This window comes from Anaerococcus groningensis, assembly GCF_046365465.1.
GTDB lineage: Bacteria > Bacillota > Clostridia > Tissierellales > Peptoniphilaceae > Anaerococcus > Anaerococcus groningensis.
The window spans coordinates 129,214-146,499 of sequence record NZ_JBGMEG010000004.1 but is presented as its reverse complement, the minus strand read 5'-3'; the positions used below and the strand labels follow the sequence as shown (position 1 = coordinate 146,499).

The window sequence follows — 17,286 nt, the reverse complement described above, 5'->3', positions numbered from 1 at the left end:
TTACCACACGAGAACTTCCACTAGTTAAAAATTTAAAGGAACTACAATGGATATTAGAGAGAAATTGGAGATTCTTGCGGATGCAGCCAAGTATGATGTATCTTGCTCATCTAGCGGATCTAATAGAAAAAATAAAAATAAGGGTTTGGGCAATGGGTCAATGGGTGGCATATGTCATTCTTATTCTGAGGATGGTAGGTGTATTTCCCTTTTAAAAATACTTATGACCAATAACTGCATATATAATTGTGAATATTGCATAAATCGTAGGGAAAATGACAGCAAAAGAGCGACCTTCACTCCAGATGAAGTGGCAGAGCTGACTATGAACTTTTACCGCAGAAACTATATAGAGGGTCTTTTTTTATCATCTGGTATTATAAAAAACCCAGACTATACTATGGAGAGATTGGTTAAGGTTGCAGAGCTTTTAAGGTATAAATACAATTTCAATGGATACATTCATATGAAAGCTATCCCTGGTGCCAACGAAGATTTGGTAAAAAGAATGGGGCTTTTGGTTGACCGCATGTCTATAAATATAGAATTACCCACCCAAAAAGCTCTATCACTTTTAGCACCTGAGAAAAAAATTGCTGATATTACTAGACCCATGGGCAAGGTAAAAAATGAAATGATGGTTTATGGCGAGGATAGGAAAAAATTTAACCATACTCCTAAATTTTTGCCAGCAGGACAAACCACCCAAATGATAATTGGGGCAGGGCGAGAATCAGACCTTGAGATAATAAAAACTAGTGAAAAACTATACCATAATTATGCTCTAAAACGTGTATACTATTCAGGTTTTGTCCCAGTAGTAAAATCAAAATTTACAGAAGGGATAGATAAAACACCACTTTTAAGGGAACATAGGCTTTATCAAGCCGACTTTTTGATGCGTGGATACAAATTTAAGGCAGATGACTTGCTAACTAATAAAGATGCCAACTTTGATTTGTCAATAGATCCAAAGAGCAATTGGGCTATTAATAATATCGAAAGGTTCCCCCTAGAAATAAATACCGCCTCTTACTATGATTTGATGAGAGTGCCTGGTTTTGGTAGAACCTATGCAAATCGTATAATAGAAGCCCGCCAATTTAGAAAACTTAGTTATGATAGCCTAAGGGCCTTAAAAATTTCAACAAAAAGAGCCCAACACTTTATAACTGTAAACGGAGTTTATAGGGGACTTAGGTTTAAAAGTAAAAATGAACTAAAAACTTTAATGGGTGCCCCAAATCATAGCGGTTACAAGCAATTATCTATGTTTGATGGGATTTAAGAATGATTTATTACTATGACGGAAGTTTTGATGGACTTTTTACAGTTATATTTAAAAAATACCAAGAGATTGGCAAGTGTGAGATAAAAACTAAGACTGATCAGGTAAATTTTTTGGAAAGTGAGATGATAAAAACTGATATAGTAAAGGCTCAGCGAGTTATTACAGGGGTTAGGGAAAATATAGGAGAAGATTTTTTTGAAGATGCTTTTAAAGTTTTTAAATCAAACCATCCTAGGAAAGAAGAAATTCTAGCTATTACCATAAAAAGCTGCCTAGTATATGGCAATGCATATTTAGGATCTGCTAAAAAAGCTGCGGTAGCCTTTAGGTCGATTGTAAAAAGCTTTAACCACGAAACCCATGCTTATAAGGGCTTTACTAGATTTAGGGAAATACAAGATGGATACTTACTTGCAGAAATTACTCCAGAAAATGATATTTTACTCCATATAACTCAACATTTTTTTAAAAGAATGCCCGCTGAAAAATTTATTATCTACGATAAGACCCGCAATAAAGCAAGCCTGTGTAAACACGGAAATTATGAAGAGATAGAAATCATTGAAATGGATGCAGTAGATAGTGAAAAAGAAGCAATTTTTAAAGATGCTTGGAGAGGATTCTATGATGCTATTGGCATAGAAGAACGTAAAAATAAAAAACTAATGCAAGCAAATAAGCCAAAAAAATATTGGAAGTACTTGCCTGAGAAAAATTAAAATAGTATAGGGAATTTGCGATATAAGCTTAATCTTAGATTATATTTTGCCAAAGGCTCAAAAAAGACTAGGTTAACCACAACCTAGTCCTTTTTATGGGAAGTATTTCATTTTACTTTTTCTTTTACCAACCTATTTTTTTATCATCTTCTAGCTTTAAGTTTCCTTTTTCTAGCTCTGAAAACCCTCTTTCTATTGTATCCAAGGCCTTATCTATTTCTTCTCTTGTTATTACTAGTGGTGGTTGGAACCTTAATACATTTCCCTTTACTGTTATCATTAATACATCATTATTTTTTAAGTAGGTTATTAGCTTTGAAGCACTTTCTGTATCAGGCTCCTTAGTTTTCTTATCCTTTACAAGTTCAATCCCACCATTTAACCCATATATTCTTACATCACCTATTACTGGGTATTTTTCTTGCATTTTTTCAAAGCGCTCTTTGACATATTCTCCATCTTTTCTAGATTTTTCTACAAGATTTTCTTCTTCTATTACAGCAAAACTTGCTAGGGCAGCTGCACAACAAACTGGGTTTCCTGATGTTGTAAATACATGGGCTGGTGCCTCTAAGCTATCCATTATTTCTTTTCTACCAACTATGGCAGAAAGTGGCATACCGGATGCTAGGGATTTTGCAGTTGTTAGGATATCTGGTTCTATACCAAAGTGTTCTATTGACCACATTTTTCCAGACCTAGCAAGGCCTTGGTTTATTTCATCTACTGCAAATACTATATTATTTTCTCTGGTAAATTGATATAACTTATCCATATAGGCTTTAGGCGCCTTTAAAAATCCACCATCACCTTGGATTGGCTCTATTATTACTCCAGCTATTTCATCGATAGGTAAATAAGTATTTAATGCATCTTCAAAATATGACCAATACCTATTTACTAGGTCTTGTTCACTCTCATCTTCTCTTCTGTCATAGCTATTTGGAAAAGGGATATATTCTACTCCTGCTACTAGGGGAGTCATTTTTCTTCTCATATTTAAACTCACTGCTGATAGGGTCATGGAGCCGTAGGTAGATCCGTGGTAGGATCCAGTAAAAGATACTATTGTTTGTCTGCCAGTGTAGGCTCTTGAAAATTTCATCATTGCATCATTGGAATCAGACCCAGAGTTACCAAATATAACTCTTTTTTCAAAATCTCCTGGAGTGGATTCGACTAATTTTCTGGCCAATTCTTCAACCTTTGGATTATAGAAGTAGGCAGGGGTGTAGTGAAGTAAATGTTCCATTTGTTCTTTCATAGCTGCTAAAACTTTTGGGTGGGAATGGCCCACGTTCATTGCAGAAGCAGTTGCTAAAAGGTCTATATATTCATTACCATCAAGGTCTTTTAATATAGCTCCCTTCGCTGAGTCTAAACATAGGTCAAAATAGCGTATTTGACCTGCACTAGCATATACCTTATCAGCTTTCTTTACCATTTCTTTAGATTTTTCATTGTTTCTTAACTCTTGCATACTATTATCTCCTTTTTATTTTATAAATTATCTGCTTTTCTTTCTTTAAACTCTTTTACTATAAATAAAACTATCATTGCTATACCAAAATATCCTGTAAATGGATATACTAAACCAACTAGTCTACCAAAAGGAAGCTGGCCACCTACTAGAGCTAGGAAGGCTACAACAACTATCAAGATATTTTTTGTGGATTTTTTTGTATCCTCTTTTGTAAGGGAATTTGTAACTGTCAAAAGCATAGGTACTGATGTTGAAAATATGCCTGCTAATAAAATAATTACAAATATAAAACTAACCCAAGGACCCATTTTTTGCGCCAATGTTATAACTGGCACTTCTGCATCAACCAATTCTTCGACATGGCCTAGCATAGCTAAATTTAGAGCAAAGGCCGCCGATATAAGTCCAACTCCTGCAGCTATTCCGCCTATCCAAGCTTCTTTGTTACTAGTAACTTCTTTTGAACCAAGTTCGGCCATAAAAGGAACTCCTGCTACTATATTGTAGGCTACAAATAATACTGACGCTAAAACCCAATAAGACCTAGAGTTACCAGCCCCATAAGGCAAGTTATCCATATTTTTTAAAGCTTGGTCGGCAGATGAAAAATTGCCGGGATTTGTTGCTAAAGTATAAAATGCTATTGATAAGGTAAATACTATAAGAAAAGGCCCTATCAAAGAGATTACATCTACAACTCTTGTCAAACCAAGTAGGGCAATAATTGTTATTAAAATAGTCATTGCTATTGTCCCTATTTTAGGATCTAAACCAAAATATTGGTTTAATGTAGCCCCTGTCCCTGAAATCATTACTATTGTGATTAAAAATGCAAAAAAGGGTGTGTAATAGGTCATAAATTTACCAAAGTATTTACCTAAGTAATGGAAATATGGACTAGTATTTTCCTTATTTCTTGTTCTGTAACCAAAGGACATCAAAATTCCAGATACACAAGAGCAGACAAACATGGCAACCAATGATCCGATTATCCCCCTATATCCATAAACTGTTAAAAACTGAAAAACTTCCTGACCAGATGCAAAACCAGACCCTATCAAAAAAGCGATGACTGCTCCTGCAACCCTCATAACATTTCTAAAACTTACTTTTTCATTACTATTTGATGATTCAAATACCTTTTTACTATCCATATTCTTTCCTCCTGAATTATCATAAAAAAAGCTCTCATTCTAGATAGAATGAGAGCTTCAAAGAGGTCCCATTCTTATTTTTAAAATCGCTAATAGGACCAATTTTGTTAATTATTTTTAATGAAAATAACCAGTAAAATTAGCCTTTATACAATAATATTAATAATTAGAACTAGGTTGTGATTTAAAACAAACATTTTTGTTACCTCTTTGAATTTTTTTATTTAAAAGGAATTATAACCCTTTACAAGAATAAAGTCAAATAATATTTCAAAAAAATCAATAATTATTTATAAGGATTTACTTTTAATAGCATCTTTACCTAAATTTAACCTACCCTTATGCTATAATCAAAATAAAATGGAGGTAAATATGCGTGTTTTAGTTGTAGAAGATGATTTAGATTTATTAAATTTATTAGAAGAAGGCCTAGCCATGTACGGTTATGCCGTTGATAAGGCTAGTGATGGAGAAGAAGCTATTGATATGGCCTATATAGAAAATTATGACATTATCATCCTTGATATAAACCTACCCAAAAAAGATGGTTTTGAAGTTTTAGATGAGATTAGAAAATTTAACCAAGAAGTAAATATTATTATGCTTACCGCTCGTTCTGATATAGATGATAGGGTAAGGGGCCTTGATTTTGGGGCCAATGATTATATGGTAAAACCCTTTGATTTAAAGGAACTTGATGCCCGTATGCGTGCCCTCTTACGTCGTAAATCTATAACAGAATCAACAATTCTAGAAGCTGGCAATATGAAGTTTGACACCATGACCCGTGAAGCTTTTGTGGGAGATGAAAAAATAAATCTAACTCATAAAGAAACTGGGATTTTGGAATATTTATTCTTAAATAAAGAACGTTTTGTATCTAGTGAAGAGCTTATCGACCATGTTTGGGATTCCAATGCTGATAGTTTCTCAAACTCAGTTAGAGTTCATATGTCATCTCTAAGAAAAAAAATCAAAGAAATTAGCGGCGAAAATAAAATTCAAAATGTGATTGGCAAGGGCTATAGGATTTATGAAAACTGATAAATTTTATAAGTCCATAGTTTTTAAGCTAATAAGTGCTGTTGTAATTATTTTTATAGCCATGATTAGCATAACAAACTATATGATTAACCAAAAGCAAATCCAGATGACCGAACAGATGCTAAAGCAAATTGAAAAGTACATGCCATCTTATAGTAATTCGGTAGTAGTAACGGTAAATAATGCTTATTTGCAATCAACAACAGATTTCAGGATATATACATTTGTTGTAACAGGAATTGTAATTATAATAGGATCTTTAATTTTTGCTCTAATAATTTCAAAAATCTTAGAACCCCTTAAAAGCTTGCAAAAAAATATTGCCAAAATCGATATAAATAAACCAGAAACTTTTTCTGAAAAACTTTTAATAGAGGATGGGTCTAGTGAAATAGTTGATCTATCAACAAGCTTTAACCAGCTTATGGCAAGAATATATAGAGATTACAAAAAACAAAAAGATTTTTCAGCTAATGTGGCCCATGAGCTAAGAACCCCTGTTGCAGTTATGAAAGCTCAAGTAGATGTATATAAAAGAAAAAATATCAGCCCAGACGATGCAGCTTTTTTAGAAAAGATTGACCAAAATATAGATAAGCTTAAAAGTTTAATAGAATCGGTATTGTTGTTTTCAAAAAATCAAGAGCCAAACATAAGCAAGGTTTGCGTTGGAACTTTGATAGAAGAGATTTTATTTGATTTAGAAGATAAGATTGCTAATAAAGACATAGCGGTAAATTTCATAAAAGATGAAGATTTATGTATCAATACTGACGATGCCCTTTTACAAAGACTTTTATTTAATATTATAGAAAACTCTATCAAATATAATAGGCAAGGCGGGTCTATAGATATTATTACCAAAGAAGAAAAAAATAATACTATTATAGAAATATCAGATACCGGTATAGGTATGACTGATGAGCAAAAAGAAAGAGTGTTTGATCTATTTTACCAGGCAGATAATTCGAGATCAGGTGAGGGATTTGGTATAGGACTGGCTCTTTCAAAAGAAATTGTAGATGCTTTAGGGGCTAAAATAAGAGTTTTAGATAATAAACCCCAAGGAAGTAAATTTATTATTTCATTCTTAAAAGAAAATTAATATTTTATTTGCTATCATTGTTTACGAGGTAAAGATATGATAGAAAAGGACAAAAAATTAATTAGCGGAATGTTACTAATACTTTCTATAAGTTTTGTGGTATATGGGGCTTATAGGGGTGAAGTAAATAGCGTATTTACCAAGGCAATCAACCTATGTTTGGAGTGTATAGACATTGGCTAGGATAAAAAATATTAAAAGAAACACCATCCAAGTCCTAACAGCCTTGGCCTACAATTTCCATATACCAAACTTTTTTAAGGGCAAAATTTATAGTGGTTCTACAAAAAAATTGTGCTTGCCAGGACTTAATTGCTATTCCTGCCCGGGAGCGGCAGGATCATGTCCTATAGGGTCCATGCAAGCAGTTATGGGGTCAAAAAAGTACAAGTTTTCATATTACGTTTTTGGTATGATGGCATTTTTTGGAGTAATGGTTGGCCGCCTGATCTGTGGGTTCTTTTGTCCCATGGGTTGGTTTGGGGACTTACTCCATAAAATCCCTAGCAAAAAATTCTCCACAAAAAAATTAAAACCCCTAAGATATATGAAATATATAATATTGTTTTCACTAATCATAGCCCTGGCCTTTGTAATGGGTGATAGATATGAAGTGATTCCTCCATATTTTTGCAAATATATCTGTCCCCAAGGAATAATCGAGGGAGCCATACCTCTTGCGATTAAAAATCCTTCACTAAGGTTAGCTTTAGGAAGTCTGTTTAACCTTAAGCTTGGGATTCTTATTGTGACAATAATATTATCAATTTTATTTTATAGACCATTTTGTAAATGGATTTGCCCACTGGGTGCGTTTTACTCATTCTTTAATAAATACTCTTTTTATCAAATGGATGTGAATAAAAATAAATGTATCGATTGTGGTAAATGCGAAAAAGTATGCAAAATGGATGTAGATATTAGAAAAAATTCTAGCCACTTAGAGTGCATAAGGTGTCATGAATGTACAAAAGCTTGTCCGACCAAAGCCATATCTTCCTCTTTTATACAAAGGAGCGAAAATGAGAAAAGCAAATAATATTTATACAATTATTATGCTAGGCCTTGCCCTAGTAGCCTGTCAAAACAATGAGCAAAAAGCAGCTAATGAGCAAACAAAAAATGAAAGCCAAGCTGAAATGCCTGCTACAAGTAAGGATGATGCAAAAAATGAAGAAAAAGCTGATGATAAGAAAAAAGTCAAAGACGATAAAGAAATGGCAAAAGAAGCTGAAAAAGTTGAAACCAAACAAGAAACTGATCTGTCAAAAATGGCTGACAAAAAAACTCTTCCAAACTTCACAGCCAAAGACCAAGACGGCAATCCATATTCTAACGAAGATATAGCAAAAAATGATGCAACAGTAATAAACCTATGGTTTACAGGTTGTTCAGCATGTATTGAGGAAATGGATGAAGTAAACGACCTTGCAGATGAGCTTAAGAAAGAAGATGGTGTAGACTTTATATCCATGTGTACAGATGTAAACTACGATGAATCTACCAAAGAAGCCTACGAGAGAATAATAAAAGATAAAAAACCAACTTACAAGGCTCTATCCGTAGACTATGAGGGTGAAATGAAAAATTACCTAGAAAATATTTTCGTATATCCAACAACCATAGTAGTAGATAAAAACGGAAATATAATAGGTGATCCAATTGAAGGAACCCTAGTAGAAAAAGATCAACAAGCGAAATTAAAAGAAAATATAAAAATGGCCATGGAGTCATCAAAAGCATCCTAAGGGGTGCTTTTTTACTTTCATAACAGTTGATAACAATTATCGTTATCGGGTATAATAAAAGCACATGGCAGCCAAGCCATAAATAAAATTTAGAAATAATCCCATTAGGAGGCAATTAATGTTAGAATTAATGGATTTACCATATGAATATGATGCACTAGAACCAGTTATCTCAAAAGAAACAATGACCTTCCACCACGATAAGCACCACCAAGCTTATGTGAATACGGCAAACGAACTTTTAGAAGGAACAGGCTATGAAGAAAAGAAATGTCCAAAATGCCTACTAAAAGCAATCGATGAAATTACAGATGATGCTGATAAAAAACAAAAACTCATCAACAACCTTGGTGGAGTTTTAAACCACAACCTATTTTGGAATACAATGAAGCCAGGTGGATCAAGTGAACCGGTTGGAGAATTAAAAGAAGCAATCGATAAGAAATTCGGATCCTTTGAAAATTTCAAAAAAGAATTTGAAGCAGCAGGAAAGGGCCAATTTGGATCAGGTTGGGCATGGTTAGTTCTAAATGATGGAGAACTAGAAGTAATTTCTACAAAAAACCAAGATAACCCAATCCTAGAAGGTAAACAAGCTATCCTAGGCAATGATGTTTGGGAACACGCCTACTACTTAGACTACCAAAATGCTAGACCAAAATACCTAGAAGAATGGTGGAAAGTAGTAAACTGGGATGTTATTGAAGAAAGATTCCAAAAAGGCGGTACTTGCAAATAATCAAGTCTTATAACTAGAAAACTACTGGTGATGACAGTAGTTTTTTTATACTTTAATTTGGTATAAATTTATCATAGTATTACACTGATGTTAAAAGATGAAAAAATATTTGGAAAATACTTAAATCTATGATAAGATAAATAAAAACTTTGAAAACGTATTTCCTTTTGCACGTAAAAGTGATATGATATATTCTAATATAATTTAATTATATTAAATATATTTATTAGGAGAAATTTATGGGGCGTATTAAAAGCATTGGTCTTATACCAAAATTACTTATTGCAATTGCCTTAGGGGTCCTTGCAGGATCAAATTTACCTGTTGGTATTATTAGAGTAGCAGTTACGTTTTCAAAGATTTTTGGTTCGTTTTTATCCTTTATTATTCCATTGATGATTTTAGCCTTTGTTACAAAGGGGATTTCTGATTTGGGTGAGGGAGCAGGGAAGCTTTTAGGTATTACAGTTTTGATTTCCTACCTATCAACACTTATAGCAGGTAGCCTATCTTACATAATGGCAAGTAATATTTTTCCGAAATTTATCAGTAGTGAGCAAATAGATGCAATAGTATCTTCAAATGCAGACAAATTAGAGCCATATTTTACAGTGCCACTTACACCGTTTTTTGATGTAACAAGTGCACTAATATTTGCCTTTATGATGGGAATTTCTATTTCTTGGCTAAAGGGAAATAATAGTGGAGATGTTTTATATAAGGCTGTATCTGAGTTTAATGCAATCATTGTAAAAGTCTTAGAAGTAGCGATTATACCAATCTTACCATTTTTTATATTTGGTAATTTTGCAGAGATGAGCTACCTAGGATCAGTAAAAGCTGTTTTAGGAATATTCTGGAAGATATTTATATGTCTTATCATCCTACACTTGATATACGTTACATTTATGTTTGTGATTTCAGGAAGCTATACAGGTAAAAACCCTTTTGCTATGCTAAAAAATGAAGTAAAAGGATATATGACAGCAGTAGGTACCCAATCATCAGCGGCAACAATTCCAGTAAACTTACAATGTGCGGCAAATAATGGAGTTAGTAGAGAAATAGCAGACTTTGTTGTACCGCTTGGAGCAACAGTCCATCTGCCAGGCTCTATGATAACCTTAATAGGTTGTGTATTTACCATTCTTTATATGTATAATTTGCCACACTCATTTGATATCATTATAAAATTGATTGTGACTTTAGGTATTGCAATGGTAGCAGCTCCTGGAGCGCCAGGTGGAGCAGTAATGAGTGCTTTGCCATTTTTACCGATGGTAGGTATAGCGCCAGAATCAGCTATGGCAGGACTACTAATATCTCTTTATTTGACCCAAGACTCATTTGGAACAGCAGCAAATGTCTCAGGAGATGTGGCTATAGCAAATGCAGTTGATAAAATTTATAATAAGAGAATATTAAAAAACAAAAACTGGAAACCAATCCCAGTTATAAAAAACCCAAAATAATAAAAGATAACCTTTGCAAAAGCTAAACCAAGCTAGCATAATATAATTGTGCTAGCTTATATTATTAAAAAAGATAAGGAGTAATTATGGCAGTAAATGCTTCAATATTTGATATTATAGGGCCAGTTATGGTAGGCCCAAGCTCTTCGCATACAGCAGGAGCTGCAAAAATTGCAAATGTAGCAAGAAAAATGGTAGATCCAGGTTTTAATGAAGTAGAATTTTATTTACATGGATCATTTGCAAAAACTTATAAAGGCCATGGTACAAACAGAGCCCTAGTTGGTGGAGTTTTAGGCTATGGCCCAGAAGATGATAGAATAATAAATGCCTTTGAGTATGCAGATGAAGCAGGTCTTAGCTATAAGTTTATAGAAACAGACCTAGGTGAAGTTCATCCAAATACTGTAAGGATGGTATTTAAATACCCTGATGGCAGAACTCCAATTGATATCCAAGGATCATCAATAGGTGGGGGAGCTATTGTAATTAATAAAATCTATAGTAATCCTATAGAATACTATGCTCAAAGACCTACATTATTTATGGCATATGGTGAGCAAAAAGGAGTTATAGCCTTTGTTTCAAGTATTTTATATAGCAATGGTTACAATATCCACGAGATGAAAACAATAAAAGATGGCGATGATGTAATGCTAGTTTGCCAACTAGATGAGCCACTTATACCAGAAGCCCTTGAAAAAATTAAAAATGGTAAAGACTTTACCTTTATTAAATATATAGATTAGGATAAGGATATGATAACTAAATTTGAATTATTAAAAGAAAGATGCAAAAAAGAAAATGCAAGCCTTTGGGAATTATCTGTTAAAGATGAGATAGAAAACACAGGCAGGAGCGAAGAAGAGATCTTTGATAGACTACAAAGAACCCTAGATGTTATGAAAAATTCATCTCATGCAGCCCTTGAAGTACCAGTAGTTTCAGTAACAGGTATGACAGGCGGAAATGCGAAAGTGATGAATGATTATTTTTTAAGTGGAGATACAGTTTTAGGAGATACCGCAGCAAAAGCTATGGCAATGGCACTTTCTACAAGTGAAGTAAACGCAGCCATGGGACAAATTGTTGCAGCTCCAACAGCAGGATCATCAGGAATCCTACCAGCAACACTAATGACCATGTACCACAAATATGGCTTTGATGATAGAAAATTAATGGAAGCTATGTTAGTAGCAACCCAAATGGGCCAAGTAATCTTTGATAATGCAACCTTTGCAGGAGCAGAAGGTGGCTGCCAAGCAGAAACAGGATCAGCATCTGCAATGGCAGCAGCAGCAGTTTGCTACCTAAGAGGCTATGATATAGAAATCCAAGAAAACGCGGCAATATGCGCCCTACTAAATGTAATGGGTCTTATTTGTGACCCAATAGGTGGTATGGTAGAATTCCCATGTAATATAAGAAATGCAAATGGAGTTATGAATGCCCTAGCAAGTGCAGATATGGCAATGGCAGGGGTAAAAGTATTTGTAACCTTTGATGAAGCAGTAGATGCAATGAAGAGAGTAGGAGATAGCCTACCATCAGGTCTTCGTGAAACAGGAGAAGGCGGTATAGCAGTATGCCCATCAGCACTTAGACTTCGTGAAAAATATATTGATGGAACAAACTAGATAAAAAACAAATAAAAAAAGACTTTGAAATTTTCCCTAATACCTTTGGTGTTAGGGAATCTTTAGTTAATAATTAATATCTAAGAAAGTAAAATATAACGAAAATACTTCATTTTAATCTTGAGCGTAGTCGAGAAACCTATCGTAGAGTCAGACCTTATAAAACGTAGAAAAATTATATAAAATAATAAAATTACCAAAATGTAAAAAGGGACCTTAGGTATCATAATACCTTAGCCCCTTAAATCAAAACCATATAATAAATTTTTTGCGACAGTAGTAGTATGAAAAAGGCCTATTTATCGCCCATCTCTTCTATATACTCCCCATATTTCCCTTGCCAATAACTAGCATCACCTTCATCTATGTTTCTAATAACCTTACAAGGATTGCCTGCTGCTATTACTCCTTTTGGTATATCTTTTACTACTACAGACCCTGCTCCTATTATTGAGCCTTCTCCTATTGTTACTCCTCCAATTACTGGAACTTTTCCTCCTACCCACACGTCATTTTCTATTTTGATTGGCTCGGCATATTCTATAAAGGTTCTCCTGATTTCTGGATCTTTTGGGTGATTTGGTGTTAAAAATGCACAATCTGGTCCGATTAGTACATTATCCCCTATGTAAACTGGCGCACAATCGAGGATTGAGACGTTAAAGTTTAGATATGAATGCTCGCCAATATAAATATTGTAACCATAGTCAAATCTAAATGGGGGAGTTACCATAGAATCTTTACCAAACTTTCCAAAAATATTTTTAGCCTTAGCTCTAATTTCTTCGGTTGTTATGGAATTGTTAAAATCTTGCATTTTACGGCGGGCTTGATACATATCTTGGCGAAGTTCTTCATCACCCATGTAAAGCTTGCCTTCTATCATCCTTTGCTTTTGAGTTTTCATATGACAACCATACCCTAGCTAATTTCAATGACAATATAAATATTAAGTTGTAAAGTATTACCATCAAAGGAGAAAGTTATGAATCAAAATGTTAATTTAACTAAGGGAGATATTACCAAGTCTCTTTTAAAATTATCCTTACCCCTAGCCCTGACTGTCCTTATCCAGATTACCTATGGTTTTGTGGATATGTTTTTTATTGGGCGCTTGGGTTCAAATGCCTTGGCAGGAGTTGGTCTTGCAGGATTTTTAATTTGGATTGCTAATGCGATCACTTTGGTGCCAAAAATTGGTATGGGGGTTTTAGCTTCTCAAGCTTTTGGTAGGGATAATGCTGATGAGACCATAAGAATTTTAAACAATGGCTATATTTTAACCTTTATTTTAGGATTTATTTATATGGGGCTTTTGCTTATTTTTGGCAATATCTATGTAAGCTTTTTTAATTTATCTGAGATTGCTAGTACTGATGCTCGAGAGTATATCTATATTTTAGCCCTTGGAATTATATTTTTCTTTATAAATCCAGTCTTATCCCAAAGTTTCCAGTCACTTGGAAATTCGCTTACACCATTTTTAATAAACTCTATAGGGCTTGTGGCAAATATTATCCTAGATCCACTTTTAATTTTTGGCCTTGGACCCTTTCCCCGATTAGAAGTGCGCGGAGCTGCACTTGCTACTGTTTTAGCTCAAGTAATTGTTACTATTATTTTTGTGATTGTAATTTTAAGTAAAAATCAATTGCTTAAAAACTCTATAAATCATTTTGATTATAAGAGAAATTGGATGAGTCAAATTTTTAGATTAGGGACTCCGGCAGCTCTTATGAATGTTTATATGGCAGTTGTCAGTATGATTTTAAATAAATTTATGGCAGGCTTTGGTGAAGCAGCTGTCGCAGCTTATTCTGTTGGTAGCCAGCTAGAATCTATAACCTGGAATACAACGGAGGGTTTACAAATAGGAATTGCAGCCATGGTGGGGCAAAACTATGGGGCTAAGCTTTTTGAAAGGGTTAGAAAAGTTATTAGAAGGTCTTTTCAAATTGTCTTTGTAATTGGGGCGATTTCTATGGTTGTCCTTTATATTTTTAGGTATCCATTAATTAAGATTTTTGTACCAAAAGATCCAGAAACTATAAAACTTGGAGCCCTATACCTTGCAATTTTATCAGTTTCTCAAATATTTATGGCTGTAGAAATTGGCCTAAATGGTGCCTTTAATGGGATGGGAGATACTAAAACTCCTGCAACAATTGCAATTATTTTTAATACTCTAAGAATCCCTTTTTCTAAACTTTTTATGCCAATTTTTGGGGTAGCAGGAGTATGGATTGCTATGACCTTTACTTCTATCTTAAAAGGAACTTTTAATATGGGGTTAATCCTAAGAAAAATAAAAAGAGACCTCTACTAGTCCTATAACTTAATATAAGTTATAAATAAATTTTTAATAAATAGCTTTAACCCGGCAAATTTCAGTGTTTGCTGGGTTTTTCTTTTATCAAATATTCTAAAAATTTCTTTACAAATATTTTACTTAACTTTTACAAAACCAAGCAAATTATTAAAGTTTTATTAACTACTTTTACAAATAAAAAAGTATTATGCAAATAAATGCGAATTTTAAAACACCTTTATAAATACGCGATTTTACATTTGTTTTATATTTTCTTAATACACCTACCTTATATTTATAAATGAATGCTGGTTTTTGGCGAGCATATTTATTATGGTTAAATTTAAATAATTTCCAGCAAAATTTTTACAATTATAACTAGAAGGAGCATATATGAGCAATATAAAACTTGCGCATATCTACAAAGATTATATAGAAGGCCAACACGTGGTTAAAGACTTTAATCTTGATATAAAAGATGGAGAATTTATCGTGCTTGTTGGACCAAGTGGGTGTGGAAAATCAACCACTCTTAGAATGATAGCGGGCCTTGAAGATATTACTTCAGGACAGCTTTATTTTGAGGATAAATTAATGAATGATGTGCACCCAAAAGACCGTGATATAGCAATGGTTTTTCAAAACTATGCCCTATATCCCCATATGACTGTGGCAGAAAATATGGGTTTTGGTCTAAAAATGCAAAATAAAAATCAAAGTGAGATAGATAAAACAGTTAAAAGAACAGCAGATATCATAGGATTAACTGAATACTTAGATAGGCTGCCAAAAGAATTATCTGGGGGCCAACGCCAAAGGGTAGCCCTAGGCCGAGCTATTTCAAGAAACCCAAAAGTTTTCTTAATGGATGAGCCTCTATCAAATCTTGATGCAAAACTAAGAGTACAAACTAGGTCGGAAATCTCTAATATTTCAAAAGAATTTGGTAACACTACAATTTATGTAACCCACGACCAGGTAGAAGCTATGACCATGGCTGATAGGATTGTTTTAATGCGTGATGGGGTCATCCAACAAGTTTCTACACCAAAAGATATTTACTTATATCCAAATAATATCTTTGTAGCAGGTTTTATGGGTTCTCCTGCCATGAACTTTATCCCAGTTACCCTAACAGAAAATGGCCTTAAAACACGAGATGGGCTTATAAAATTAAATGAAAGTATCCTTAATCAATTAGCCCTTAAAGGCTATATGAACAAAGACTTAATTTTTGGTATCCGTCCAGAAAATATAATTTTAGCTGGTGATTTGGATAAGGATAATAATCGTTATGTGCCATTTTCTACCAAGGTGCGCCTAGCGGAAATGCTGGGATCTGAAACTTTAATCCACTTTTTAGTAGACGATCAAAATATCATTGCTAAAGTAAATACACTTGATGAATTTAGCAGAAACCAAGATTTAACCCTAGCCTTTGACCTTGATTTTGCAAACTTTTTTGATAAAGATACTACAGAGCGCATAGTCCTTGATGATGAGAAAAATTATCAGAATGTTGTTAAAGAAAGGGGGGATGTAAGTGGAAAATCCGAACTCCAATATGAGAGATCAGATGAGTCAGACAGCATCGATAGCTCAGCACACATTTACCAACCATCCAAACAATAACGATGGCTATGACCCATTTTTTAAACCGGTTAAAAAAACTTTGTGGCAAAAAATGGCCAAGTATAAAACTTTCTATCTAATGCTTGCCCCAGCCATATTATTTTTTATAATATTTTCTTATTGGCCAATGACAGGAAATATCCTAGCCTTTAGAAAATTTTCCTTTAACTCCGGCATGTATGGGACTGGTTGGGTAGGCCTTCAATATTTTAAAGAGTTTTTTGCTGATAGGCAAACACCTATTTACATTAGAAATACTCTTATAATATCAGCTATAAAACTATTTATTTACCTACCGTTCCCTATAATATTAGCATTAATATTTAACGAAATATCAAATACAAAACACAGATCTATTTTTCAATCTATCACTTATTTACCATATTTTATTTCATGGGTAGTTGTAATTGGTATGTTAAATAAACTTTTTGCCCCAAATACGGGTTTGATTAATAATCTTTTAAGAGATATAGGGGCCAGTGATGGATCTAGGTTTTTTATGATGGAAAATGAATTTTTCTATCCAGCAGTCTTTGGAACTTATTTATGGAAAAATGTAGGTTGGGATTCGATTATCTATTATGCAGCTATTATGGGTATATCTCCATCTCTTTATGAAGCTGCAGCCATAGATGGAGCTAATAGACTAAAGCAAACCCGTCATGTCACCCTACCAGGGATTTCAAAAACAATTATGATTTTATTTATCATCTCCCTAGGTGGCATATTATCAGCTGGATTTGACCAAGTATACTTGATGCAAAATCCAGGTAACTACCAAGTGTCAGAAATAATTGATACTTATGTTGTAAAAACTGGGCTTGAAAAAGCTCGTTATGGCCCAGCAACAGCAGTTGGTCTTATCCAAGGTCTAGTAGGACTTGGACTTACTGTTGCAGTTAACAAAGCAGCCGATAAATACGGCGAAAATTCTTTATGGTAAGAGGAGAAAAT

At 33.8% G+C, this 17,286-nt stretch carries 17 protein-coding genes; 14 read left to right on the top strand and 3 right to left on the bottom strand.

The features are described 5' to 3' along the window. Nucleotides 1–46: 46 nt before the first annotated feature. Both AB9Q04_RS03840 and AB9Q04_RS03835 read left to right on the top strand, forming a co-directional pair. A complete protein-coding gene (locus tag AB9Q04_RS03840) occupies nucleotides 47–1,288 on the top strand; it encodes a putative DNA modification/repair radical SAM protein (protein WP_410024059.1) in 1,242 nt (413 codons plus the stop codon). Between the two features lie 2 nt (nucleotides 1,289–1,290). Beyond that, a complete protein-coding gene (locus tag AB9Q04_RS03835; protein ID WP_410024058.1) occupies nucleotides 1,291–2,010 on the top strand; it encodes a TIGR03915 family putative DNA repair protein in 720 nt (239 codons plus the stop codon). A gap of 124 nt (nucleotides 2,011–2,134) precedes the next feature. On the opposite strand, the gene AB9Q04_RS03830 is transcribed toward AB9Q04_RS03835, so the two are convergent. Together AB9Q04_RS03830 and AB9Q04_RS03825 are read right to left on the bottom strand one after the other, a co-directional pair. Then, nucleotides 2,135–3,490 (bottom strand): aspartate aminotransferase family protein, encoded by a 1,356-nt coding sequence (locus tag AB9Q04_RS03830; RefSeq protein ID WP_410024057.1) that lies wholly within the window; start codon nucleotides 3,488–3,490, stop codon nucleotides 2,135–2,137. 20 nt (nucleotides 3,491–3,510) lie between these two features. Continuing rightward, entirely contained in the window at nucleotides 3,511–4,647 is a 1,137-nt protein-coding gene (locus AB9Q04_RS03825) for a YkvI family membrane protein (RefSeq protein ID WP_410024056.1), read from the bottom strand. Nucleotides 4,648–5,019: 372 nt separating this feature from the next. Here AB9Q04_RS03825 and AB9Q04_RS03820 point away from each other — a divergent pair, with 372 nt between their 5' ends. The 9 genes from AB9Q04_RS03820 (at nucleotide 5,020) to sdaAA (ending at nucleotide 12,392) form a co-directional block, all read left to right on the top strand. Continuing rightward, nucleotides 5,020–5,691 carry a response regulator transcription factor gene (locus AB9Q04_RS03820; RefSeq protein WP_410024055.1) on the top strand — a complete coding sequence of 224 codons (672 nt, stop codon included), beginning with the start codon at nucleotides 5,020–5,022 and terminating at the stop codon, nucleotides 5,689–5,691. After that, a complete protein-coding gene (locus AB9Q04_RS03815) occupies nucleotides 5,681–6,796 on the top strand; it encodes a sensor histidine kinase (RefSeq protein ID WP_410024054.1) in 1,116 nt (371 codons plus the stop codon). Before AB9Q04_RS03820 ends, AB9Q04_RS03815 begins: the two co-directional genes overlap by 11 nt. A gap of 36 nt (nucleotides 6,797–6,832) precedes the next feature. Beyond that, entirely contained in the window at nucleotides 6,833–6,979 is a 147-nt protein-coding gene (locus tag AB9Q04_RS03810; protein WP_410024053.1) for a CD1871A family CXXC motif-containing protein, read from the top strand. Beyond that, nucleotides 6,972–7,835, top strand: coding sequence for a 4Fe-4S binding protein (locus tag AB9Q04_RS03805; protein WP_410024052.1), 864 nt, complete (start codon nucleotides 6,972–6,974; stop codon nucleotides 7,833–7,835). Before AB9Q04_RS03810 ends, AB9Q04_RS03805 begins: the two co-directional genes overlap by 8 nt. Beyond that, nucleotides 7,819–8,544 carry a TlpA family protein disulfide reductase gene (locus AB9Q04_RS03800; protein ID WP_410024051.1) on the top strand — a complete coding sequence of 242 codons (726 nt, stop codon included), beginning with the start codon at nucleotides 7,819–7,821 and terminating at the stop codon, nucleotides 8,542–8,544. Before AB9Q04_RS03805 ends, AB9Q04_RS03800 begins: the two co-directional genes overlap by 17 nt. A 118-nt stretch (nucleotides 8,545–8,662) precedes the next feature. Further along, nucleotides 8,663–9,283, top strand: coding sequence for a superoxide dismutase (locus AB9Q04_RS03795; RefSeq protein WP_410024050.1), 621 nt, complete (start codon nucleotides 8,663–8,665; stop codon nucleotides 9,281–9,283). A gap of 239 nt (nucleotides 9,284–9,522) precedes the next feature. After that, entirely contained in the window at nucleotides 9,523–10,755 is a 1,233-nt protein-coding gene (locus AB9Q04_RS03790) for a dicarboxylate/amino acid:cation symporter (RefSeq protein WP_410024049.1), read from the top strand. Between the two features lie 86 nt (nucleotides 10,756–10,841). Then, on the top strand, nucleotides 10,842–11,504 hold the full coding sequence (sdaAB, locus tag AB9Q04_RS03785) for an L-serine ammonia-lyase, iron-sulfur-dependent subunit beta (protein WP_410024048.1): 663 nt from the start codon (nucleotides 10,842–10,844) through the stop codon (nucleotides 11,502–11,504). A gap of 9 nt (nucleotides 11,505–11,513) precedes the next feature. Beyond that, on the top strand, nucleotides 11,514–12,392 hold the full coding sequence (gene sdaAA / locus AB9Q04_RS03780; RefSeq protein ID WP_410024047.1) for an L-serine ammonia-lyase, iron-sulfur-dependent, subunit alpha: 879 nt from the start codon (nucleotides 11,514–11,516) through the stop codon (nucleotides 12,390–12,392). Nucleotides 12,393–12,687: 295 nt separating this feature from the next. Here sdaAA and AB9Q04_RS03775 read toward each other — a convergent pair whose 3' ends face one another. After that, nucleotides 12,688–13,299: a sugar O-acetyltransferase gene (locus tag AB9Q04_RS03775; protein ID WP_410024045.1), complete on the bottom strand. Its 612-nt coding sequence runs from the start codon at nucleotides 13,297–13,299 to the stop codon at nucleotides 12,688–12,690. Between the two features lie 78 nt (nucleotides 13,300–13,377). On the opposite strand from AB9Q04_RS03775, the gene AB9Q04_RS03770 reads away from it, so the two are divergent. From AB9Q04_RS03770 to AB9Q04_RS03760, 3 genes are all read left to right on the top strand, one after another. Then, nucleotides 13,378–14,718 (top strand): MATE family efflux transporter, encoded by a 1,341-nt coding sequence (locus tag AB9Q04_RS03770; protein ID WP_410024044.1) that lies wholly within the window; start codon nucleotides 13,378–13,380, stop codon nucleotides 14,716–14,718. Nucleotides 14,719–15,093: 375 nt separating this feature from the next. Continuing rightward, entirely contained in the window at nucleotides 15,094–16,332 is a 1,239-nt protein-coding gene (locus tag AB9Q04_RS03765) for an ABC transporter ATP-binding protein (protein WP_463049194.1), read from the top strand. Beyond that, a complete protein-coding gene (locus AB9Q04_RS03760; RefSeq protein ID WP_410024043.1) occupies nucleotides 16,277–17,275 on the top strand; it encodes an ABC transporter permease in 999 nt (332 codons plus the stop codon). Before AB9Q04_RS03765 ends, AB9Q04_RS03760 begins: the two co-directional genes overlap by 56 nt. Nucleotides 17,276–17,286: the final 11 nt, after the last annotated feature.

Coding starts and splice junctions, on each gene's coding strand:
- sdaAB (WP_410024048.1), top strand. CDS start 10,842: ATGGCAGTAAATGCTTCAATATTTGATATTATAGGGCCAGTTATGGTA.
- AB9Q04_RS03760 (WP_410024043.1), top strand. CDS start 16,277: ATGAGTCAGACAGCATCGATAGCTCAGCACACATTTACCAACCATCCA.
- sdaAA (WP_410024047.1), top strand. CDS start 11,514: ATGATAACTAAATTTGAATTATTAAAAGAAAGATGCAAAAAAGAAAAT.
- AB9Q04_RS03810 (WP_410024053.1), top strand. CDS start 6,833: ATGATAGAAAAGGACAAAAAATTAATTAGCGGAATGTTACTAATACTT.
- AB9Q04_RS03775 (WP_410024045.1), bottom strand. CDS start 13,299: ATGAAAACTCAAAAGCAAAGGATGATAGAAGGCAAGCTTTACATGGGT.
- AB9Q04_RS03825 (WP_410024056.1), bottom strand. CDS start 4,647: ATGGATAGTAAAAAGGTATTTGAATCATCAAATAGTAATGAAAAAGTA.
- AB9Q04_RS03790 (WP_410024049.1), top strand. CDS start 9,523: ATGGGGCGTATTAAAAGCATTGGTCTTATACCAAAATTACTTATTGCA.
- AB9Q04_RS03770 (WP_410024044.1), top strand. CDS start 13,378: ATGAATCAAAATGTTAATTTAACTAAGGGAGATATTACCAAGTCTCTT.
- AB9Q04_RS03835 (WP_410024058.1), top strand. CDS start 1,291: ATGATTTATTACTATGACGGAAGTTTTGATGGACTTTTTACAGTTATA.
- AB9Q04_RS03765 (WP_463049194.1), top strand. CDS start 15,094: ATGAGCAATATAAAACTTGCGCATATCTACAAAGATTATATAGAAGGC.
- AB9Q04_RS03795 (WP_410024050.1), top strand. CDS start 8,663: ATGTTAGAATTAATGGATTTACCATATGAATATGATGCACTAGAACCA.
- AB9Q04_RS03800 (WP_410024051.1), top strand. CDS start 7,819: ATGAGAAAAGCAAATAATATTTATACAATTATTATGCTAGGCCTTGCC.
- AB9Q04_RS03840 (WP_410024059.1), top strand. CDS start 47: ATGGATATTAGAGAGAAATTGGAGATTCTTGCGGATGCAGCCAAGTAT.
- AB9Q04_RS03820 (WP_410024055.1), top strand. CDS start 5,020: ATGCGTGTTTTAGTTGTAGAAGATGATTTAGATTTATTAAATTTATTA.
- AB9Q04_RS03815 (WP_410024054.1), top strand. CDS start 5,681: ATGAAAACTGATAAATTTTATAAGTCCATAGTTTTTAAGCTAATAAGT.
- AB9Q04_RS03830 (WP_410024057.1), bottom strand. CDS start 3,490: ATGCAAGAGTTAAGAAACAATGAAAAATCTAAAGAAATGGTAAAGAAA.